The organism is Acinetobacter sp. LipI_19 (assembly GCF_058242925.1).
This window is the reverse complement of record NZ_JBZAYK010000001.1, coordinates 1,331,255-1,352,271: the sequence shown is the minus strand read 5'-3', so window position 1 is coordinate 1,352,271 and position 21,017 is coordinate 1,331,255. Positions and strand designations below refer to the sequence as shown.

Here is a 21,017-nt window from a genome sequence, read left to right as displayed (position 1 = left end):
GATGAAATGGTTCTTTTGGTTAAGATGGTGCATAAGTTTATGCTATAGCACTATTCAACATGGTATTCATTTATATAGTATTTTAGATGTTCAAACACGTATTCAAAAAAATAAAACAGCATTTATTATTGATGATCAACAAATTAGCTTTTTAGAATTAAAATACAGAACTGACCAACTTATTTGTGCATGGCAAAACCCACATAGTCCGAAGCAACTTCCACAACAAATTGGTTTAATGATGCAGCAAGACCTAGATAGCTTAGCGGCCTTGTTTGCACTGAGCCGTTTAGGTAAAGATATCATTATCGTTAACCCCAGCCTCGTACAGCATAAACTTCAAGCTTTAATTGACCAGAAACAACTGCATCTTATTGGCGGTTTAGATACATTCACTCAACTCAATATCCAAAATTTTACGCTTATTCCTCCACCAAGTACTCAGCAGAAATTTCGTATAAAACCGACTTATTTTAATAAAATAAGTGTCTGTTCTTCTGGTTCAACAGGAATTCCTAAAGTTGCGACAAGGCAATCTAAACCACTACAAAGTTTACCTTTGTTAGACCTCATGCTCAGGAAACTAAAATTTTTTAAAATTAAGCAAATTTTTGTGATGACACCGCTCTGCCATGCGGCAGGTTTAACTGCCAGTTTGATGGCACTGAGCTTTCATAAAACTGTGATTTTGCAAAAACGTTTTGATCCACAATCTGCCAAGCAACTGATTAAACACCATCAAATTGATTGTTTAAACTTAGTGCCCACTATTTTATACCGTTTAATTGAACTGAATGCTCCTCTGTGCTCAGTACAATACATCATTACAGGTAGCGCGCCTTTAAGCGCGAAATTGGTCAAACACGCGCTACTACACTATCCTCAGCTACAACTGTTCAATCTCTATGGCAGCTCTGAAAGTGGTATTAACCTCTTGGCAACAACAACTGATTTAAAACGAAATCCAGAAAGTATAGGAAAAGCTATTCAAGGTGTACAAATTAAAATTGCCGACTCTACGGGTCAGCCTTTAGAAAATGGCAATATCGGTATTTTATGGAGCAAATGTGCTTGGTCAATTACACCGAATCAATGGCTACAGTGCGGAGATTTAGCCGTACAAGATGCTGAAGGTTATTATTATTTAAAAGGTCGCTCTGATGATATGTTAATTTGCGGTGGAGTCAATGTTTACCCGATTGACTTGGAAAATATTTTATATACCCATAGCGCAATTAGCTATGCACGCGCTTATGCTATAGATGATACTGATCTTGGACAATGCTTGGCAGTAGACATTATTCTCTATCAGGTACTGAATATTGAAGAATTACAATTATGGATTAGCGGCCAAACTCCTCGCTACCTTCGCCCTAAATCAATTCGAATCATTGACCGAATAGAAACGGATAGTATCGGTAAGCCAGTTTAGGCGTTATTAAGCTTCGACATGAAGCGTTTTAAATAAAAATTTAAATCCTCATATCTGTTTATCTTCCCCCTCTAATACTTGCTTAGACTCTTTGATATTTAGGAGGAGTAAAATTCATCTGTATAGCATTTGCACTGTTAAAAAAATGAATTAAAGCTAAACTAGCATTTATCTCTGAAATAAATAGATTGTTATCAATAGCTATGAGCCGAGCAAAATTTCCCAAATTGTTAGATTACCAAAAACTCAAACAGCAATTTGGTGAACAGGAAGCAACAGAGTATCAGCATTCTACATCTCGACCTGCAGAACCTGAATCTAATATTGCAAATGATGAACACGCTTTTAATGCCGAACAGGATCTTGCACCCAAACCACAGGGCTTGACCGGTACTCGTTTGCGTTCTTATGCTTTTGCTGTGTTGACTCGAAAAGAATATTCCAAAGCTGATCTGATTGAAAAGCTGATGACCTATGCACAAAGCCGTGAAGAGGTTTTAACTTTGGTTGATGAGTTGTCAGCAAATAACTACCAAAGTGACCAACGCGTAGCGGAAATGACTGTACGTAGCCAAGTCCGTAGAGGTAAAGGCCCGAATCGAATCAAACTGGCTTTACGTGCCAAACAACTGGATAAAGCCTTGGTACAAGAGGATATTGCAGAAATTGATTGGTATGAACAAGCCTATCAATTGAAAGTTAAGAAATATGGCACAGAGGTCAGCAAGGATCCAAAAATTAAAGCCAAACAAATTCGCTTTTTACAATATCGTGGGTTTGAAATGGATGCGATTATGAAAGCAATTTCAAAAAAACCAAGTGATGATTGATGAGGGTCAGTCGATACAATTCCAAATAAACTTTTCATTTAAAGGTAAGTTGAAAATCTTAGGCTGAAAATCTATTGATAGAATTCCCTTCTCACTTTCGATTTCTTATAAATTCTAAGCAGATGCAATATCTTTTAGCCCTGCACAAGCTAGCATTTCATTCATCCATAAAACTATATGCGTATTTTCAATACAAGCTCAATAAGGGCGATAGATCTTTAGTCACGACTAAAAAATGATGGTTGAATTAAATAAGAGGGTCTAAAGATTGAGAATATAAATTTTCAGGGATTAAATAGCAGAGATGGTTTTAAAATGTAGCATATAAATTGAATGGATATATTGAGTTATTATTATTGGTAAATTTAGAAATCTGGTGGCAGCCCTACTAGCAAAATTTCGGCACATCGTATTTCTGATACCGTTGCTACCTTCCGGTCCTGGCGGGGTTTTCAGAGTACAATTGCGAAACCACCAGCAGGGCTACCATTGCAAGAACAGAGTATAGAGATTTTTAATTTTCTTTCAAGCCTAACATTGTGATTTTCTCAAGTTATTCATTCGTTTGCTTATTTCATCATCAATATGGTTAATTTTTAACAGTAATTCTAACTTTCTTTTCAATAGCCCATTAAACTTATCAAGCATCCGTTAATATTTTACTGATTTTTTTCTCAGCACTACTTCATAAATTACAAGCGTTAAAATACAAAAAAGCTTCATATTGCATTAGAATTAGCTGAAGATTGTAAAAGCATCTTGCAATTCCGCCCCTAGCCGTTTTTAATGATAACAATTATTGATTTTCAAATAGCCCATATCAACCTATTTGAAAAATTTTGACTTTGATGGATTTTAAATTATGCTAAAAAAGCATGCTCTGTTTTCTATTGCTTTACTCAGTTCAGCATCTTTATATGCAATTCCTATAGAATCTCGTGGATTAAGTGATACTGCATCATCGCGAAATGATGTAGCAAATTCACCAGCACCCATTGCTGGAAATATGAATTGGGATTTAATACAAAAGAATCAACAATTAGAAAATCAAATTCGTGAATTACGTGGCAAGATTGAAGAACAAGATCATGCCATCGATCAATTAAACAAAGAACTCACCAACCGCTATACCGATTTAGACCAGCGTCTTGAACTTCTCAATCAAAAGCTTGAACCTGAGAGCAATCAACCAGAACAAGCCCCCGCTGAAAATGCGCCTGTCGATAGTTCAAACACAACTGATCAAACAACTTCGACAAAGAAAGCTACGACAAATAGCCCAGTACCGACAACGGCACAAAATTCAGCAACACCAACCACCGATAGTGGCAATAATACCAGCGATCCTGTTGCACTCGAAAAAGCTGCCTATACTATCGCTTTAGATGCGTATAAAAAAGGCGGTGCAAAACAAGCCATTGCTCCTATGCAAAACTTTATTAAAAACTATCCAAACAGTATTTATACTGGAAATGCTTATTTCTGGTTAGCTGAGTTTCAATTGGCAATTGATCCGCCAAACTATAATGACGCCAAGAAAAACTATGAAATTGTGGCAGCTAAATTTCCAAACTCATCTAAAGCACCACGTGCCTTATACCAACTTTATAGTATTGCCAAAGATGTCAACAAGAATACCCAAACTGCGAATGTCTATAAAAATAAACTGTTAAGCACTTACCCTAAATCAGAAGAAGCTGGTTTTTTCAAAAAAGGCTAACAATCTTATTTATAGCTTAAACAAAAAAAATGCCTCAACTATGAGGCATTTTTTGGAATCATTAACAATTAACGCACGATACCGCGCTTAGATTCTAATACTGAATCAATCAATAACTGGACTTCTTCAACTTCTGGAAGGATCTCTTGACGAATTTTTTCAATGGCTTGCTCAGTGGTTAAACTCTCTTTATAGATCAATTTAAACGACTCTCTTAAGCCTTGAATCACATTCTTAGACCAGCCTTTACGGCGCATCCCTTCTACGTTCATACCATAGGCATGCGCAGGATTGCCTGAAACCATGACATAAGCGGGAACATCTTTAAGAATCAATGATGCGCCACCAATCATACTATAAGAATCAATCTTACAGAATTGATGGATACCTGAGTTCCCGCCCACAATGACGAAATCGCCAATGTGCACATGACCAGCGATGCCTACATTATTTGCAAAAATATTGTTATTTCCAATCAAACAATCATGTGCAATGTGTGTATTCACCATCAATAGGTTATTGTTCCCTATTTTGGTTAGACCTCGATCTTGAACAGTGCCACGATGTAAGCTGCAATGTTCACGGATTTTGTTATTGTCGCCAATTTCTAACCAAGTTTCTTCACCCTGGTATTTTAAATCTTGACAAATTTCACCTACACTTGCGAATTGGAAAATATCGTTATTTTCACCAATACGTGTATAACCTCCAATCACAACATGTGAGTGAAGTTTGGTACCAGCACCAATCGTCACTTGCGGACCAATAATACAATATGGTCCAATTTGGACATCTGGTGCTATCACTGCAGAAGAGTCAATAATAGCGGTTGGGTGGATTAAGTCGTTACTGCTCATGCCTGCTCTAATTTCTGATGAGAAATGATAATTTCAGCGGTTGCTGCTACCACGCCGTCAACACTGGCAGTACATAAATACTTGTAAATGCCACGTTTTTGCATGAGTAATTCAGATTTTAGCACGAGTTGGTCACCTGGTACGACTTGTTTTTTAAATCGTATTTTTTCAGCACCAGCGAATAAGAACAAAGAACCTGGTCTTGGCTTTTCATTATTCATGATAAAACCGAGCACACCAGAAACTTGTGCCATCGCCTCAACGATCAAAACACCCGGCATAATTGGATAGCCTGGGAAATGACCCTGCATAAATTCTTCATTAATTGAAACGTTTTTGTATCCTACAATCCCATTCTCTGTAACTTCAGTTACACGATCGACAAGCAAAAATGGATAACGATGTGGCAAATATTCGCGAATCGTTTGGGTTTGCATTGGTAATTCAGGAACCGTAAAAGGTAGAGATTTAGACTCAGTCATAATTATTTACGCGACTTTAAAGTTGATTCAATGGACTCAATTTGAGCCTGCATATGATCTATTTGTTTCACCAGTTTGGTCAATGGCACATCTGCTAATTGTCTTAAGCGAACAACCGTTCTTTTCCAATGATTTGTTTCAAACTGTCCAGTACCTGAAGAATAAGAACCCGCTTCAGAAATACTTTTTGTGACTATTGACATTCCAGTAATCGTAACATTATCCGTGATTTTTAAATGCCCTACGATACCAACAGCACCCGCAAGAACACATTTTTTGCCAATAATGGTACTTCCCGCAATACCACACTTAGCTGCGATGGCAGTATTCTCGCCAATCTGCACGTTATGGGCGATTTGCACAAGGTTATCAATAATGACACCATCATGAATGATTGTATCGTCCAAAGCACCACGATCAATACTACAATTTGAACCTATACGGACATCATTTCCAATACGTACAGAACCCAATTGAGCAATACGATTCCACTTTCCTTGATAGGGAGCAAAACCGAAGCCCTCTCCACCAATAGCGGTATTAGAATGAATTCGAACACGATCTGCGATTTTTGTTTGACCTGTGATCAGCACATGAGAGTCAATGAAACTGTCTTTGCCAATTTCAACACCATCGTCAATTTTGCTTTGCGATTGGATAATTGTATTTGCACCCACCACACAATCATTACCAATCACAACATAATGACCAATATACGCATCATCTGCAATAATTGCTGAAGGAGAGATTTGTGCAGTACTTTCGATCCCCCGTTTACTTATTTTAACTTCAAATTGATGGGTTAAAATTGCAAAAGCGAGATAGGGATTGGCAACAACAATAAAATTCTGGCAATTTGTAAGCTGTTCTTTTAACTCGGCCGTGACAATCAAAGCACCGGCTTTAGAGTTTTGAGCTTCATTCAAATATTTGTCGTTATTTACAAAAGAAATATGATTGGATTGCGCATGTTCTAAACTTGCAAGCCCATCTAAAACAAAATTGGCTTGACCAATTAGCTCACCTTGTACAAGCTGAGCTAATTCATCGAGATGAAAACGATTTGATTTCATTGATTATTTAATTGCATTAACCTTTTGGATCATTTTAGCAGTTAAATCACTCTTTGCGTCATAAGCTAGTGCTGAATTTTTATTCAAAACAAAGTCTAATCCACCTTCTTGGCGCAATTGTTCAGCAACTTGCTTTACACGAGCCTCAAAAGTCGCATTAGTATTTTGAATTGTACTTTGTACTTTAGCCTGAACACCTTGCTGAATCGTTTGGAATTCATTCACTTTTGCTTGATACTGCGCATTAATTTGCTGAACATTTGCACCTTGAGCCTGTGCTTTTTGTTTCAATGCTTCAATATCTTTGGTGATTTGTTCAAGCTTCGTGGTTTGCGGTTTAACCGATTGTTCTAAACTTGCATTCTGTTGCTTTAAGTAGCTGCTACTTTCTACAACTTTTTCTAGATCAACTACACCAAAACCAGCTGCTTGAACCAATCCAGCAAAACCTAAACCCAAGCCCATAATGGCCATTTTCATTGTTTTCATCATTGTTCCTTATATTAAGTTAAATCTCGTAAAAAGATCGCACTTAGAAAGTACGACCAATCTCGAATTGAATATTTTTAGTTTCATCGCCCGGTTTGTCATTCAGTGGGAATGCATAACTCAACGAAAGCGGGCCAATCATGGTAATCCAAGTAAAGCCTACACCCACGCTATAACGCATGTTACCAAAGTCAAAATCATAGTTATCTTTACAGTACTTTTTAGCATCAACACCTTGATCAGTGTCACCACCTTGCCAATATAATTTACCTGTAGCAGTACTACAATTTGTATCAAAAACTTGCGCACCTTCAGCAAAAATCACAGGGCGAATCTGACGTGCCCAATCACCTTTAAATGGCACTGGTAAAGCCAACTCTGTACCAAATTGTACTAAAGCATTACCACCGACTTCTTCAGGATCGTAATCTTTGGTTTTTCTTTCATTATACGTTACACCAGGATATTTGGGTCCCAATGTACTATTGTCATAACCACGAACCGAGCCAAAACCACCTGCATAAAAGTTTTTATAGAAGGGTAAATCATTACCATAACCTAACTTACCATAGCCACGTAATACAAAATCACGACCTAATGGGAAATAAGTTTGCGCATCATATGTGACTTTTTGATATTCAACATCACTACCTGGTAATGCAATTTCAGCATTGATACGATGTGCTGTACCATTGGTAGGGAAAATTGGACGATTCAATGTATTATATGACCAACCTAAATTTAAATTATAAGTTAGATATTTACCTTCAAATGCATCACCATATGGAGATAACTTATCAGCAGGACAGTCTTTATAACCCGTTATTTTACTAGGATCTTTTGGGTCCTCATAAAGTGGTTCTAAATCAACTGTACAATATGTTGAAGTATGCGTTTGCTTGCCACCATTTGCTAGCAAATAATCACGTACATAAGTTGAAACATAAGCACCGGTAGTTACTTTAGTTTGGTCAATGTTTAGACCCGCACTAATATTTTGGTTCTCGTCAATTGGATAACCAAAAGTAATACCACCACCAATACTATCCGTCACATAGTTGTTAACGTTATAGTCATCATTTAACTTGGTTTTACGATAGTACATATTATAACCACGACTAACACCATCTATGGTAAAGTATGGATCTGTCACACTTAAGTTATAATAATCTTGAGTTTCTGAACGAGATAAATCGATAGCAACACGATTACCTGTTCCCATAAAGTTAGTTTGGCTTAAACCTGCTTGGAATGTGATACCACCATTCTGAGAGTAACCCACTGCCAATGTACTGGTACCAGAATGCTGTTCTTCAACATCAATATTCAAGTCCATTTGATCTGGCAAGTTCGGTACGCGAACAGGCTTAACATCAACTTTACTAAAGAAACCAGTACGTTCTAAACGAACTTTAGACAAGTCAATTTTTTCATTACTCGCTAAAGCACCTTCCATTTGACGCATTTCACGACGTAATACTTCATCCGCAGTTTTGGTATTACCAGTAAAGTTAATACGACGTACAGTTACTTGTTGACCAGGATTAATATAATAATTTAAATCAACTACATGCGTTTCATTATTAATTTCAGGAACTACATTTACTTCTGCATAATAGTAACCTGCATTACCATATTTACGTAAAAGTAACTGTTTTACAGCATTCACTTTTTCTTGAGAATAAGTTGTCCCATCTTTATAGATTTGCAACGCTTTCAAATCTTCAGTTTTATAAAGTGCATCACCTAAAAATTTAGATTCACCAAATTTAAACTGCTCGCCTTCATTCACTGAAACTTCAATAAAGATATGTTTTTTATCTTCACTAAGATTCAAATTTGAACTGTTAATATCAAAATTGATATAACCTTTATTGAGATATAACGCACGTAATGACTCTAGACTTGCTGACATTTTTTCGCGTGCATAACGATCATTTCGAGAAATTACCGATAACCAGCCACTTTCTTTTACCGCAAACGCTTGTTTAATTTCGTCTTCTTTAAATACGGTATTACCAATAATATTGATATCAAAAACTTTTGCAGGTTTCCCTTCATTAAAATTAATATTCAATTCGACGCGGTTATTTGGCTGAGCAACTTGTTCAACTTTAATATCTGCATCATAACGACCTTGTTGAGCATATTGTTGCTCTAACTCAGTTTCTAAGGTTTGTAATGCAGACTTTTTAAGCACTTCGCCTTCAGCCAAGCCCATCTTCTTTAAACCATCCGCCAAAGCTTCTTTGGGAATCAGTTTATTTCCTTTAAAATTAATTTTTGAAATTACTGGACGTTCAATCACTTTAAACACCAAGATACCGTCTTGGTTAGATGCTTGTATATCATCAAAAAGATTTGAAGCATACAAAGCACGAATTGAATCCGCAATTGCAGGATCATTGACACGGTCACCACTATTTATTGGTAAAAGTGCAAGAACATTTTGTTGCGTTAAACGAACCAAGCCATCCACACGGATATCACGTGCAATGAACTCATCTGCCGCTTGTACTTGCTGTACAGCTGCCATCGCACTAACGAGCGCTAATGGCATAAATAAATGTGAGTGCTGCATGCCTATTATTTTCCAGTAAGTTAATCCACAATTGCGTTATAAACGCATAAAATCATTAAATATTGCTAGAAGCATCATGCTACCTAGCAGTACCATACCAATTTTTAACCCAACCAATTGTATTTGTTCAGAAACAGGCTTACCACGAATTAATTCAATAATGTAATAAACCAAATGACCACCATCTAGCATTGGAATAGGTAGTAAATTCAAGATCCCCAAACTCACACTCATCAAAGCCATAAACGAAATAAATGTCTGCCATCCCATTTCAGCTCTTTGACCAGCGACTTTGGCAATTGTAATTGGACCTGATAAATTATCTAAGCCAATTAAACCACGAACCATCTTCACCATAGAATTCAAAATCATTGCAGAAAGTTGCCCGGTCTTTTCAACAGCAACAACAAATGCTTCAGCAGGATTATATTGAATTGTTTGTTTATATTCAGTAGGAATTGTCAGTTTATCAGTCTGCGCTTGTACACCCAACATACCTGTTACATTTCCCATATTGTCACGTTTACCTTGTGGCATTACTTGTAAATGTACAATCTGTCCTTGGCGCAACACATCAACTTTAAGTAACTTTTCAGGTGATTTTTGTACCACATCTACCACATCAAACCAATCTTTCATTTTCACTTGATTGATTGAAATGATTTGATCACCCTCTTTCATTCCTTGACGAAACGCAGCGCCATCGCTACTTAACTTATAAACAGTTGCAGGGATTTGCGGACGATATGGGGTAAAACCCAGTACATCAAAAGGTGACTGACTTTGATCTTTTAAGAAATTTTTGATGGGTAGAGCAAAACTTTGAGGCTGACCATTACGCTCAACTTGAACATCGATATGACCAGTTTCACCAACACGATCAACGATTGCATAATTAAGTTTTTCCCAAGTCGTGGTATCTGTTCCATCTACAGCAACAATTTTATCACCAATCTGCATTTGAGCTGTTGCAGCAGGGGTATTGGGCAAAATAGCACCAACACGAGTATTTAATTGCTCTTGCGCAGGAAGAAATAAAATCCAAAACAAGAAAATTGCAAAAATTAAATTGATCAATGGTCCTGCAGCAACAATCGCTATACGTTTCCATGGTGCTTGACGGTTAAATGCTAACGGTAAATCTTCCGCACTAACATTACCCTCACGCTCATCTAACATTTTGACATAGCCACCCAGTGGTAATGCCGAAAGTTGATATTGGATACCTGATTTTTTCGATGTCCATTTCAACAAAGTTGGACCAAAACCAATAGAATAGACCAGTACTTTTACACCAAGCTTACGCGCAACCCAATAATGCCCAAACTCATGAATCGCAATCAGTGGACCAAGTAAAAATATGGCAGCAACAATGATAAATAAAACATTCATGATCAGCTTCCCAATTGTGTAATGCGTTGTGAAGCAACTTGGCGTGCAAGTTGATCTGTCTGCAAAATCGTCTCAATCGAATCTGCTAACCCATTTTGAACTTGATTTAATGTATGTTCAACCACTTGTGAAATTTCTAAGAATGCAATTTTTTGCTGTAAAAAAGCACTAACAGCAATTTCATTTGCAGCATTGAGAATAGAGGGTGCTAATCCGCCCGCCTGCATCGCATGTCGAGCCAGCTTAAGCGATGGAAAACGAATAATATCTGGCGCTTGAAAGTCGAGTTGTGAATGGACGAATAAATCCAGAGGCGGGACATGAGTTTGAATCCGCTCAGGCCATGCAAGTGCATGCGCAATCGGCGTACACATATCAGGATTACCCATTTGTGCCAAAGTTGAACCATCCACATATTGAACCATTGAATGAATAATACTTTGTGGATGAACAACAACTGTAACAAATTGTTCTTTAATTGAAAATAAATGACATGCTTCGATCAATTCTAAACCTTTATTCATCAGGGTTGCAGAATCTACCGAAATTTTTTGCCCCATAGACCAATTTGGATGCTTACAGGCTTGTGCAGGTGTTACAGTTTTTAATTGTTCTAAACTAAAATTTAAAAATGGACCGCCTGAAGCAGTCAACAATACTTGCTTCACCCCTAATTGAGGCTCACCATTGGGTTGAATCTGTAAATAGTTTTGAGGAAGGCATTGAAAAATAGCATTATGTTCAGAGTCCACTGGTAGCAATAAAGCATGATGCTCTTTAGCCGCTTGAAGCATGATGTCACCAGACATCACCAATGCCTCTTTGTTTGCAAGTAAAACGCGCTTACCTGCTTTCACTGCGGCTAAAGTAGGCAATAAACCTGCTGCACCAACAATTGCAGCCATCACTACATCCACATCAGGATGTTCCGATACGGTGATAAGCCCTGCCTCGTCTGTCAGTATTTCGATATCAAAAATATTATGTGTATTTAGTAGTTGTTGTAACTCATCTACTTTATCTGATGGTACAACAACACATTTCGGTCGATACTGTTTGCATATTTCACTAAGTTCTTTTATTCGACTAAATCCAGTTACCGCAAAAACAGAATACTGGTCCGAATGCTGTTGTAAAATTTTTAAAGTACTGCGCCCAATAGAACCTGTAACACCTAAAATACAAACAGATTGTGACATCTATAAATCTACACCAATAAGTTTTAAAACATACATACCAGCTGCAAAGAACGGAGCCGCAGCAAGCAATGAATCGATACGATCAAGCACTCCACCATGCCCTGGAAGGATACGGCCTGAGTCTTTAATTCCTGCACGACGTTTGATCATAGATTCAAACAAGTCACCTAACACAGAACTAAACACAGTCACAATAGACAAAACCAGGAAAAGAATATGTTGTGGAAGCGTTAAATGTAGGTAAATTGATTGAACAACAATGATCACAATCGCAACAGTGAGAATCCCACCAAACAAGCCTTCAATTGATTTGTTTGGACTCACATCGGGTGCAAGTTTACGTTTACCAAATTTTCGCCCAACAAAATATGCACCACTATCTGCACCCCAAACCAACAAGAACAGATACATTAACCACCAAGGCGAGCTTTTCCAAACTTCAAAAATAGCAGTAACTGCTGCGCTGATTAAAACCAAGCCAACAACATTTAAAGTAATATTATACCAGCCATCGTATTCAGGATAATGTTTAACCCAATACAGACTACACAACCAAGTGAGAATAGAGGCACTCCAAAGAATAAGCGCCAAATCATTAAAATATAATGCTAACCCCGAAAAAAAAGCGGTCAATAAACCAAATCCAGCAGCTTTAATTTTCTTCACATGGTCAGACTCATGTGGCATGAGTTTAAACCACTCATAACCTGCTGCCCCAGCTGCGATAATCATTAACACTAACATTGGATATTGAGATTTAGTTGCAAACATACAACTCAGCACAACGGCAACCAAGACCAATGCGGTTATAATCCGCTCTAACATTATAAATTCTCTATATGTTCTTGTTGAATTTGTTCAGAGGTTTTTCCGAAACGTCTTTCACGCCCTGAAAAAATATTGAACGCATGATCCAACTCTTGTACTGTAAATTCTGGCCATAATGTCTCAGTAAAGTATAACTCAGCATATGCAGCCTGCCACAGCAAGAAATTAGACAATCGGTAATCACCGCCTGTACGAATCAATAAATCCACGGGTGGCAAATCCCCCAAACTTATTTGTTGTGCAAATAACTCAGTATTGATTTGATTCACATCAATTTGTTGATCTTTAACCTGTTGTGCAAGTTGTCGAGCAGTATCTGCGATATCCCACATACCACCATAACTAATTGCAATCGTTAAAGTCATGTTACTGAACTTAGCAGTCCTTTGTTCAGCATGCAACATTAATTCACGTAGCTGTGGAGAAAGCCGACTACGATCACCAATAAATCTCAACGAAATTTCAAATTTTTCCATTCGTGGAATTTGTTCATTAATTGTGTCTTCCAACAACTTCATCAACAAATCAACTTCATACTGTGGTCGATTCCAGTTTTCACTTGAAAAAGCAAATACAGTAAGCGCCTGAACACCCACTTTACGGCAATGCTCTACAATCGGATCAAGGACATTTTTACCTTCACGATGTCCGTCACCTTTTTGCAGTTGTTTCTTTTTTGCAAAACGATTGTTGCCATCCATGATGATGGCAACATGTTTTGGAAGATGATTGTCTTCAGATGTGGTCATTTAAATCTTAGACCTTCATCAATTCAGCTTCTTTCGCAGCAAGACGTTTGTCTACTTCAGCAACAAATTTATCCGTAATTTTTTGAATATCATCACCTGCACGACGCTCATCATCTTCAGAAATTTCTTTATCTTTTAACAATGATTTGATATCGCCTAAAACATCACGACGAATATTACGAATCGCAACTTTGGCATTTTCTGCTTCATTACGCGCAACTTTCTGCATATCTTTACGTGTTTCTTCTGTTAAAGCCGCCATTGGCACGCGAATCGCGTCAGCCGTTACTGGATTTAAACCTAAATCCGATTCACGGATAGCTTTATCAATTGCAGACACCATTGAACGTTCAAATGGTTGTACCAATAAGGTACGCGAATCTTCAACACCCACGTTAGCTACTTGATTTAACGGCACGTCAGACCCATAGTAAGGAACCATAACCCCATTCAAAATAGATGGATGCGCACGACCTGTACGAACCTTTGCAAAACCATGTTCCAAAGACTCCAATGACTTGTTCATACGGTCTTCTGCGTCTTTTTTAAGATCGTTAATCATATGATCTTCCTTACTTATTTATCTAAATGTGTATGAGGTCTAGTGACATTTCATAAACAGACGAAGTGTCAATACACCCTAATCTAAAATTGCAGTAGTATAAAGAGCTTTACTACTCACGTACATTAGTTTGTAACGTGAGTGCCCTCTTTTTCGCCCATTACTACAGAAAGCAAAGCACCAGACTTGTTCATATCAAATACTTGAAGTGGCACATTGTGATCACGGCATAAGCAAATTGCAGTTAAATCCATTACACCAAGTTTCTCATCTAAAACTTCATCGAAACTTAAATGATCATATTTAACAGCGTCATCATATTTACTTGGGTCTTTATTATAGACACCATCAACTTTAGTGGCTTTTAAAATAAGGTTTGCTTCAATTTCAATGCCACGTAAACAAGCCGCTGTATCCGTTGTAAAGAATGGATTTCCTGTTCCAGCAACAAATACGCACACCTCACCTTGGGTTAAATGACGAATTGCATCACGACTTGAATATGCTTCAACTACTGCACCAATTGGAAGTGCTGACATTAAACGGGTTTTAATGTTACGGCGAACCAAAGCATCACGTAATGCCAAACCATTCATTACTGTAGCAAGCATACCCATTTGATCACCCGTTACACGGCCAACCAAACCATCTTTTTGTAATTGACTACCACGGTATAAGTTACCACCACCCACCACGATACCCACTTGCACACCTAAACCAACCAAGTGAGCAATAGATAAAGACATCTGATCTAAGACTTGGGCATCAATCCCCATGTCTTTATTACCCGCAAGCGCTTCACCCGAAAGTTTCAGCAAAATTCGCTCATAGCGTGGCTTTTTAGAATCTAACATCACGAAACTCCAATACTTATATCTACAATTTTATTCGTATTTAATCAAATCGAAATCGGCAACTTTTAAGCTGATTTAACGCTAATCAACTTGGCAAACAAATCGTATTCATCTGCATCTGTAATTTCGACTTCAAGTAAATCACCAGCTTTAATCACTGACTTATCAATATCTTCGACAAAAACATTACCATCAATCTCAGGTGCATCTGCATAAGAGCGTGCAACTGCGACTGGGAATTCTTCTTCAAGATCATCGACTAAAACCGTCATGGTTTGACCAATACGACTTTGCAATTTTTCAGCAGAAATCGCTTGTTGAACTTCCATAAAACGTTCATAGCGTTGTTGCTTAATTTCTTCAGGAACATGATCAGGCAAATCGTTGGCTGTTGCACCTTCTACAGGTGAGTAGGTAAAACAACCCACACGATCAAGTTTTGCCTCTTGCAACCAATCCAATAACATTTGAAAATCTTCTTCAGTTTCACCAGGGAAACCAACGACAAATGTCGAACGAATAACCAATTCAGGACATTTTTCACGCCATAATTTTAGACGTTCCAAGGTATTTTCACTATGAGCTGGTCGCTTCATCAATTTCAAGATGCGCGGACTGGCGTGTTGAAAAGGAATGTCTAAATACGGAAGAATTTTACCTTGTGCCATCAAATCGATAACTGCATCCACATGCGGATAGGGATAAACATAATGTAATCGCACCCAAATCCCTAACTGACCGAGCGCTTCGCACATGTCATAGAATTTGGTTTTAACAGGCTGACCATTCCAAAAATCAAGCTTATATTTGGTATCTACACCATAAGCAGAAGTGTCTTGAGAAATCACCAAGACCTCTTTTACACCCGCCTTCTTTAACGCCTGTGCTTCATTTAATACAGAACCAACAGGACGTGACACAAGATCACCACGCATGCTTGGAATAATGCAGAATGTGCAACGATGGTTACAGCCTTCTGATATTTTTAAATAAGCATAATGCTTAGGTGTTAAACGAATACCTTGTTCAGGCACAAGATCTACAAAAGGATTGTGTTTAGGTGGTTCTGGAACATATTGATGGACAGCTTCCATCACATCTTGATACGCCGCCGCACCTGTCACTTTTAAGACATTTGGATGCATCTGGCGAATTTTATCTTCATCTTTACCCAAACAGCCTGTGACAATCACACGACCATTGGCGCTCATGGCTTCACCAATTGCGTCTAAAGACTCTTGTACTGCAGATTCAATAAAACCACAGGTGTTCACAACAACTAAATCAGCACCTTCATAATCTGATGCAACATCATAACCTTCAGTCTTTAACTGCGTTAAAATGCGTTCAGAATCTACCAATGCCTTAGGACAACCTAAAGATACAAAACCGACTTTGGGGGACTTCATGAATCTGCGCTCCACTATAATCCGCGTATTGTATGACTTTTCAAGAGATAAAAACAGGTGGAAACTGCACTCTTTGTATAATGCACCAAAATACATCCAATCAAATAATTAAATTACTACAATGCACTATTTTGGAACAATATGATGATAGCGTAATATGAATGCTAGTTTTTACACTTGAATAAAGCGCAGTAAATGCGCAATTTTTATCATTCATGTAAGAAAACTGCGCAACATATAAAAGTTGGCGTACATCTTGCTTTATATCAGCACGATTTATACCGATTCAATCCCCTTGTTCGGGAAAATAGAAAACGAGGTGCAGATGCCATTGCGCTATTTAAAGACAGGAAAGCTCTGCTAATGGATCAATACCCAACAATTGATTATAGATTGCTTGTGGATAATTTAACCACTGCAATTCTTTTGGTCGATTGTAATTTAAATATTTTTTATCTTAATTCATCATGCGAAGCATTGTTTGATATTAGCTTGCTTCGTGCGGCAGGTCAGCCAGTGATTAATATTTTACACGCACCAAATGACAGCTTTAATACATTGGAAGCATTAAACAACTCAATAAAAACAGGTCAAGCCTATACACGCCGTGAAGCAATTATCAATGTTAACTTTAAAGACATGCATGTTGATTATTCAGTGTCGCAGTTAAATACAGGAAGACCTTATCACCCATTACTATTAATTGAGTTAAATCCAATTGATCGGATGCTTAAAATCTCTAAAGAAGAAAACTTAATTCAACAACATCAAGTTGCACGTCAACTTATTCGAGGTGTTGCACATGAGATCAAAAATCCTTTGGGCGGAATTCGTGGTGCGACTCAACTGCTTGCTCGTAGTTTAAATGATCCACAATACGCAGAATTCACCGATATTATTATCAGTGAAGTCGATCGTTTAAGAAACCTTGCTGATACTATGCTGGGTTCGCGTCAACTTCCCAGCTACGAGTTGGTCAACGTACATGAACCGCTTGAACGTGTTCGCTCTTTAATTGTAAATCAGACCAAGAAAAAAATTAAAATCACACGAGACTATGACCTTTCATTGCCTGATGTCAAAGCAGATCGCGATCAACTAATTCAAGTAATGCTTAATATTAGTGTCAATGCGGTACAGGCGATGACTGAGAATCGTGAGTTTTTTATTGATCATCAACCTGAACTGATGTTGCGTACACGCATTCAACGTTTGGTTACGATTAATGGTGTACTAAATAAATCAGCCATTCGTATTGATATTGAAGACAATGGTCCTGGTGTCCCTGAAGAAATTTTAGAATCCGTGTTTTATCCGCTTGTGACTGGCCGTGCCAAAGGAACAGGTCTTGGCTTAAGCATCGCTCAAAATATCATGCATCAACACAATGGAATGATTGAATGCCAATCCATTCCTGGAAAAACAGTATTTAGCTTATATCTACCTTGGGAGTCTAACAATGTCGCATAATAAAATTTGGGTGATCGATGACGACCGTGCTATGCGTTGGGTCTTAGAAAAAACCTTTAAAGAGGAAGGCTTCGATGTTACCAGTTTTGAAGAGGCACAATCGGCTTTGGATCAACTTCCAAGCAATGCCCCAGACGTCATTCTCACTGATATTCGTATGCCCGGCATTGATGGTTTAACCTTCTTAGGAAAAGTCAAAGGAAGTTATCCTGATCTGCCTGTGATCATTATGACAGCACACTCAGATTTAGAATCTGCGGTATCGAGCTATCAAACGGGTGCTTTTGAATATCTTCCAAAACCATTTGATATTGACGAAGCACTTGCACTGGTGAATCGTGCCATTTTGCACATCAACAAACTGCAACAACAAGAATCGGCCAAAGTCACCCCCATTCAATCTACGGAAATTATTGGTGAATCCCCTGCAATGCAGGAAGTTTTTCGTGCCATTGGACGTTTATCTCAATCGCACATTACCGTATTGATCAACGGTGAATCTGGAACAGGTAAAGAGTTAGTTGCACATGCTTTACATCGACACTCACCAAGAAGCAGCAAACCATTTATTGCTTTAAACATGGCTGCTATTCCAAAAGATTTAATTGAAACTGAATTATTTGGCCATGAAAAAGGTGCATTTACCGGTGCCAATACTCAACGCCAAGGTCGTTTTGAACAAGCCAATGGCGGTACCTTATTCTTAGATGAAATCGGTGATATGCCTTTTGAAACCCAAACACGTCTACTCCGTGTTTTGGCTGATGGTGAGTTCTACCGTGTGGGTGGGCATATTCCAGTTCGTGTTGATGTTCGTATCGTGGCAGCAACACATCAAGATTTAGAAAAATTAGTCAATGATGGGCGTTTCCGTGAAGACTTATATCATCGACTAAATGTCATTCGTATTCATATCCCTAAACTTGCTCATCGTTCTGAAGACATTCCGATGTTGGCGCAACACTTCTTGGCACGTGCGGGTAAAGAACTCGGGGTTAGTCCGAAAATTTTACGCCCAGAAACGCAAGAATATATTCAAAAACTGCCTTGGCCCGGCAATGTACGTCAGCTAGAGAATACCTGCCGCTGGTTAACTGTAATGATCACAGGCCGTGAAGTTTATCCTGAAGACTTGCCGTCTGAATTAAAACAAATTCCAATCAATAAATCTGATGATCAGGGACAAGCGCAAGCTGGTATTGACCGCATTGCGTTACATCATTGGGATGAGTTACTGGCACAATGGGCAATTCAAAAGCTTAAAAATGGTGAAATGAAAATTTTAGACATTGCCACACCAATGTTTGAACGCACTTTGATCATAGCAGCGCTTCAACAAACCCGTGGCCGTAAACGTCATGCTGCTGAACTTTTAGGCTGGGGGCGTAATACTTTAACCCGCAAACTCAAAGAATTAGGTATGGATTCTGCTGAAGATGATGAAGAGGAAGATAAAACCGTCTTAGCAGAATAATAAGCGACTCATAAATATAAAGTTTACTCCAACCATATTTCGTAAGAATATGGTTGTTTTTTATTGGCTCATAGTGAAAAATAGCCTCGTGAAATTTAAACTTTATCGTCTAGGGTAAAAATGAAGAAAACTGTTGTTGCAATTGGCTTACTTTCTATTTTTAGTGTTGCTTGCTCTAAAAATAAACCGCATGACAGTTCTGAACATCAAGCAGAAACACCAGCGATTAAAAAAGCACATAAAGTAGCTAATTCAGATGATTGTTTTAAATTAGAACCCAACAAACAGTTTACCCTGAACAACAATGAAGAAACAGAAATACAAATTGTTCCCACAACCTTCAACAATCAAAATGTGATATCAATCGTTAGACAAGGTGCAGGTGTGCGTACAGATTATATCTACGATTTAACTGGGCGTACCATGCTTGCAAACTTGGATTATGGTATTGCCGCACTCGGATCAAATCCAAATGATGTGCTGGTAAAAACCACTTACCAAGCCCCGCTCCCAACATTCCCATCTAATCTTAAACCACAGCAAAAATTCCAGATGACTTATAACGCGGTTATTGAATCGCAAATGGATAACAATGATAAGTCTGTAAACAATAAGACGATTGACTTAGTATTTGTAGGATTTGAAGATCTGACTTTAATTGACAACGATAACAATACATTAAAGTTTGATAATGCCTGTCATTTCATTTCTCAAATTGGAGATGAAACATTGGATGAATGGTATGCTGAAGGGTATGGACAAATTAAATACGTTAAAAAGAAACAGAATGGTGACGTAAAAAGTAGCGAAGCAATTGGTGATGACCCACAACCTTAATTTAAATTAGCCAGTCAACATTTATTGACTGGCTTTGAACATTTTTATGTTCGATTTTACTTTAAAAAACCTGATACCAAATTCATAACATTTTGAATATCACCATTGGCTTCAGTGTGATCTGTTGCATCACCTTGTGGTGTCAGTGAATCAATAATTTGCGGTAATACAGTAGATATTGCGCCATACACTTCATTGGTCGGAACATTGGCTTGTTGGGCAACTTGTTCAACTTGCTGGCCACCAAATAAACTCTGGATTTGCTCTACATTTACCGCTCCATTACCTTGTGACGGATCGACCCAGCTTTGAACCTGCCCACCTAAACCTGCGCCTTGCAATTTAGCTAAAGCACCTTGTAGGCCACCATTTTGTTGAATCCAACCTAAGACCAATGGCACAACTGCAATCAATAAAGAAGAGGCATTAAAGCCACCCGCTTGTGGTGCTTGTTGTTGTCCACCTGTCAAACCACCTAAAACTGAACCAAGTACGCCACCCAATCCACCTTGTGATTGTTGTTGCTGTCCCCCCAAGCCACCGAGTACTGAACCAAGTACCCCGCCCAATCCACCACCTAGCCCGCCTTGTGATTGTTGTTGTCCGCCAAGTGCTTGCTTTGCCAGAATTTCCACAATATTGGTTAAATCTGTCATGAGTTTTCCTTTTTTAAGTTTTATGAGACAAGTACAGCATACTTGGCTTTATCAGATTCACCAAAATTGGAATTGTTAAATTTTGCAATAGCTTAAGGCTAGTTTTATAGGCAAAATAAACCC

Annotated in this window: 19 protein-coding genes and 1 other RNA gene; 6 read left to right on the top strand and 14 right to left on the bottom strand. The window is 38.2% G+C overall.

The features are described 5' to 3' along the window. Nucleotide 1 precedes the first annotated feature (1 nt). A complete protein-coding gene (locus tag AC4CVF_RS06535) occupies nt 2-1,432 on the top strand; it encodes a class I adenylate-forming enzyme family protein (protein ID WP_490789106.1) in 1,431 nt (476 codons plus the stop codon). A 203-nt stretch (nt 1,433-1,635) separates the two neighbouring features. Continuing rightward, entirely contained in the window at nt 1,636-2,262 is a 627-nt protein-coding gene (locus AC4CVF_RS06530; RefSeq protein ID WP_419820327.1) for a regulatory protein RecX, read from the top strand. Nucleotides 2,263-2,645: 383 nt separating this feature from the next. Here AC4CVF_RS06530 and ffs read toward each other — a convergent pair. Next, nucleotides 2,646-2,742: signal recognition particle sRNA small type (ffs, locus tag AC4CVF_RS06525), an RNA gene on the bottom strand. Between the two features lie 382 nt (nt 2,743-3,124). Here ffs and AC4CVF_RS06520 point away from each other — a divergent pair. Then, nucleotides 3,125-3,982: a YbgF trimerization domain-containing protein gene (locus tag AC4CVF_RS06520; RefSeq protein WP_336950807.1), complete on the top strand. Its 858-nt coding sequence runs from the start codon at nt 3,125-3,127 to the stop codon at nt 3,980-3,982. 68 nt (nt 3,983-4,050) lie between these two features. Here AC4CVF_RS06520 and lpxA read toward each other — a convergent pair whose 3' ends face one another. The 12 genes from lpxA to rimO form a co-directional block, all read right to left on the bottom strand. Continuing rightward, the gene (gene lpxA, locus AC4CVF_RS06515; RefSeq protein ID WP_336950806.1) at nt 4,051-4,839 is read right to left on the bottom strand and encodes an acyl-ACP--UDP-N-acetylglucosamine O-acyltransferase; all 789 of its coding nucleotides are present in this window, start codon (nt 4,837-4,839) and stop codon (nt 4,051-4,053) included. Next, nucleotides 4,836-5,321: a 3-hydroxyacyl-ACP dehydratase FabZ gene (gene fabZ / locus AC4CVF_RS06510; protein ID WP_004719745.1), complete on the bottom strand. Its 486-nt coding sequence runs from the start codon at nt 5,319-5,321 to the stop codon at nt 4,836-4,838. Before fabZ ends, lpxA begins: the two co-directional genes overlap by 4 nt. A 2-nt stretch (nt 5,322-5,323) precedes the next feature. Then, entirely contained in the window at nt 5,324-6,394 is a 1,071-nt protein-coding gene (lpxD, locus tag AC4CVF_RS06505) for a UDP-3-O-(3-hydroxymyristoyl)glucosamine N-acyltransferase (protein WP_490789105.1), read from the bottom strand. A 3-nt stretch (nt 6,395-6,397) separates the two neighbouring features. Continuing rightward, on the bottom strand, nt 6,398-6,883 hold the full coding sequence (locus tag AC4CVF_RS06500) for an OmpH/Skp family outer membrane protein (protein ID WP_336950804.1): 486 nt from the start codon (nt 6,881-6,883) through the stop codon (nt 6,398-6,400). Nucleotides 6,884-6,926: 43 nt separating this feature from the next. Then, entirely contained in the window at nt 6,927-9,464 is a 2,538-nt protein-coding gene (gene bamA, locus AC4CVF_RS06495) for an outer membrane protein assembly factor BamA (RefSeq protein WP_336950803.1), read from the bottom strand. Between the two features lie 36 nt (nt 9,465-9,500). Beyond that, the gene (rseP, locus tag AC4CVF_RS06490; RefSeq protein ID WP_490789104.1) at nt 9,501-10,856 is read right to left on the bottom strand and encodes an RIP metalloprotease RseP; all 1,356 of its coding nucleotides are present in this window, start codon (nt 10,854-10,856) and stop codon (nt 9,501-9,503) included. Nucleotides 10,857-10,858: 2 nt separating this feature from the next. Further along, nucleotides 10,859-12,055: a 1-deoxy-D-xylulose-5-phosphate reductoisomerase gene (ispC, locus tag AC4CVF_RS06485; RefSeq protein WP_336950801.1), complete on the bottom strand. Its 1,197-nt coding sequence runs from the start codon at nt 12,053-12,055 to the stop codon at nt 10,859-10,861. Beyond that, entirely contained in the window at nt 12,056-12,880 is an 825-nt protein-coding gene (locus AC4CVF_RS06480) for a phosphatidate cytidylyltransferase (RefSeq protein WP_336950800.1), read from the bottom strand. It abuts the gene before it with no gap. After that, nucleotides 12,880-13,632 (bottom strand): polyprenyl diphosphate synthase, encoded by a 753-nt coding sequence (uppS, locus tag AC4CVF_RS06475; protein ID WP_336950799.1) that lies wholly within the window; start codon nt 13,630-13,632, stop codon nt 12,880-12,882. The genes AC4CVF_RS06480 and uppS overlap by 1 nt, the downstream gene beginning before the upstream one ends. Nucleotides 13,633-13,639: 7 nt before the next feature. Next, complete coding sequence (gene frr / locus AC4CVF_RS06470; RefSeq protein WP_004719727.1) at nt 13,640-14,194, bottom strand: ribosome recycling factor; 555 nt, start codon at nt 14,192-14,194, stop codon at nt 13,640-13,642. Nucleotides 14,195-14,319: 125 nt separating this feature from the next. Continuing rightward, entirely contained in the window at nt 14,320-15,048 is a 729-nt protein-coding gene (gene pyrH, locus AC4CVF_RS06465) for a UMP kinase (protein ID WP_004719725.1), read from the bottom strand. Between the two features lie 65 nt (nt 15,049-15,113). After that, nucleotides 15,114-16,457: a 30S ribosomal protein S12 methylthiotransferase RimO gene (gene rimO / locus AC4CVF_RS06460; protein WP_336950798.1), complete on the bottom strand. Its 1,344-nt coding sequence runs from the start codon at nt 16,455-16,457 to the stop codon at nt 15,114-15,116. A gap of 363 nt (nt 16,458-16,820) precedes the next feature. On the opposite strand from rimO, the gene glnL reads away from it, so the two are divergent. The 3 genes from glnL (at nt 16,821) to AC4CVF_RS06445 (ending at nt 20,238) form a co-directional block, all read left to right on the top strand. After that, on the top strand, nt 16,821-17,927 hold the full coding sequence (gene glnL / locus AC4CVF_RS06455; protein ID WP_336951463.1) for a nitrogen regulation protein NR(II): 1,107 nt from the start codon (nt 16,821-16,823) through the stop codon (nt 17,925-17,927). Beyond that, complete coding sequence (glnG, locus tag AC4CVF_RS06450; RefSeq protein ID WP_004822147.1) at nt 17,917-19,401, top strand: nitrogen regulation protein NR(I); 1,485 nt, start codon at nt 17,917-17,919, stop codon at nt 19,399-19,401. The genes glnL and glnG overlap by 11 nt, the downstream gene beginning before the upstream one ends. A 120-nt stretch (nt 19,402-19,521) precedes the next feature. Further along, a complete protein-coding gene (locus AC4CVF_RS06445; RefSeq protein ID WP_490789103.1) occupies nt 19,522-20,238 on the top strand; it encodes a hypothetical protein in 717 nt (238 codons plus the stop codon). Nucleotides 20,239-20,294: 56 nt separating this feature from the next. Here the strand turns inward: AC4CVF_RS06445 and AC4CVF_RS06440 are convergent, their stop codons facing one another. Further along, nucleotides 20,295-20,894: a YidB family protein gene (locus AC4CVF_RS06440; RefSeq protein WP_096734314.1), complete on the bottom strand. Its 600-nt coding sequence runs from the start codon at nt 20,892-20,894 to the stop codon at nt 20,295-20,297. Nucleotides 20,895-21,017: the final 123 nt, after the last annotated feature.

Coding starts and splice junctions, on each gene's coding strand:
- AC4CVF_RS06535 (WP_490789106.1), top strand. CDS start 2: ATGAAATGGTTCTTTTGGTTAAGATGGTGCATAAGTTTATGCTATAGC.
- AC4CVF_RS06530 (WP_419820327.1), top strand. CDS start 1,636: ATGAGCCGAGCAAAATTTCCCAAATTGTTAGATTACCAAAAACTCAAA.
- AC4CVF_RS06520 (WP_336950807.1), top strand. CDS start 3,125: ATGCTAAAAAAGCATGCTCTGTTTTCTATTGCTTTACTCAGTTCAGCA.
- lpxA (WP_336950806.1), bottom strand. CDS start 4,839: ATGAGCAGTAACGACTTAATCCACCCAACCGCTATTATTGACTCTTCT.
- fabZ (WP_004719745.1), bottom strand. CDS start 5,321: ATGACTGAGTCTAAATCTCTACCTTTTACGGTTCCTGAATTACCAATG.
- lpxD (WP_490789105.1), bottom strand. CDS start 6,394: ATGAAATCAAATCGTTTTCATCTCGATGAATTAGCTCAGCTTGTACAA.
- AC4CVF_RS06500 (WP_336950804.1), bottom strand. CDS start 6,883: ATGAAAACAATGAAAATGGCCATTATGGGCTTGGGTTTAGGTTTTGCT.
- bamA (WP_336950803.1), bottom strand. CDS start 9,464: ATGCAGCACTCACATTTATTTATGCCATTAGCGCTCGTTAGTGCGATG.
- rseP (WP_490789104.1), bottom strand. CDS start 10,856: ATGAATGTTTTATTTATCATTGTTGCTGCCATATTTTTACTTGGTCCA.
- ispC (WP_336950801.1), bottom strand. CDS start 12,055: ATGTCACAATCTGTTTGTATTTTAGGTGTTACAGGTTCTATTGGGCGC.
- AC4CVF_RS06480 (WP_336950800.1), bottom strand. CDS start 12,880: ATGTTAGAGCGGATTATAACCGCATTGGTCTTGGTTGCCGTTGTGCTG.
- uppS (WP_336950799.1), bottom strand. CDS start 13,632: ATGACCACATCTGAAGACAATCATCTTCCAAAACATGTTGCCATCATC.
- frr (WP_004719727.1), bottom strand. CDS start 14,194: ATGATTAACGATCTTAAAAAAGACGCAGAAGACCGTATGAACAAGTCA.
- pyrH (WP_004719725.1), bottom strand. CDS start 15,048: ATGTTAGATTCTAAAAAGCCACGCTATGAGCGAATTTTGCTGAAACTT.
- rimO (WP_336950798.1), bottom strand. CDS start 16,457: ATGAAGTCCCCCAAAGTCGGTTTTGTATCTTTAGGTTGTCCTAAGGCA.
- glnL (WP_336951463.1), top strand. CDS start 16,821: ATGGATCAATACCCAACAATTGATTATAGATTGCTTGTGGATAATTTA.
- glnG (WP_004822147.1), top strand. CDS start 17,917: ATGTCGCATAATAAAATTTGGGTGATCGATGACGACCGTGCTATGCGT.
- AC4CVF_RS06445 (WP_490789103.1), top strand. CDS start 19,522: ATGAAGAAAACTGTTGTTGCAATTGGCTTACTTTCTATTTTTAGTGTT.
- AC4CVF_RS06440 (WP_096734314.1), bottom strand. CDS start 20,894: ATGACAGATTTAACCAATATTGTGGAAATTCTGGCAAAGCAAGCACTT.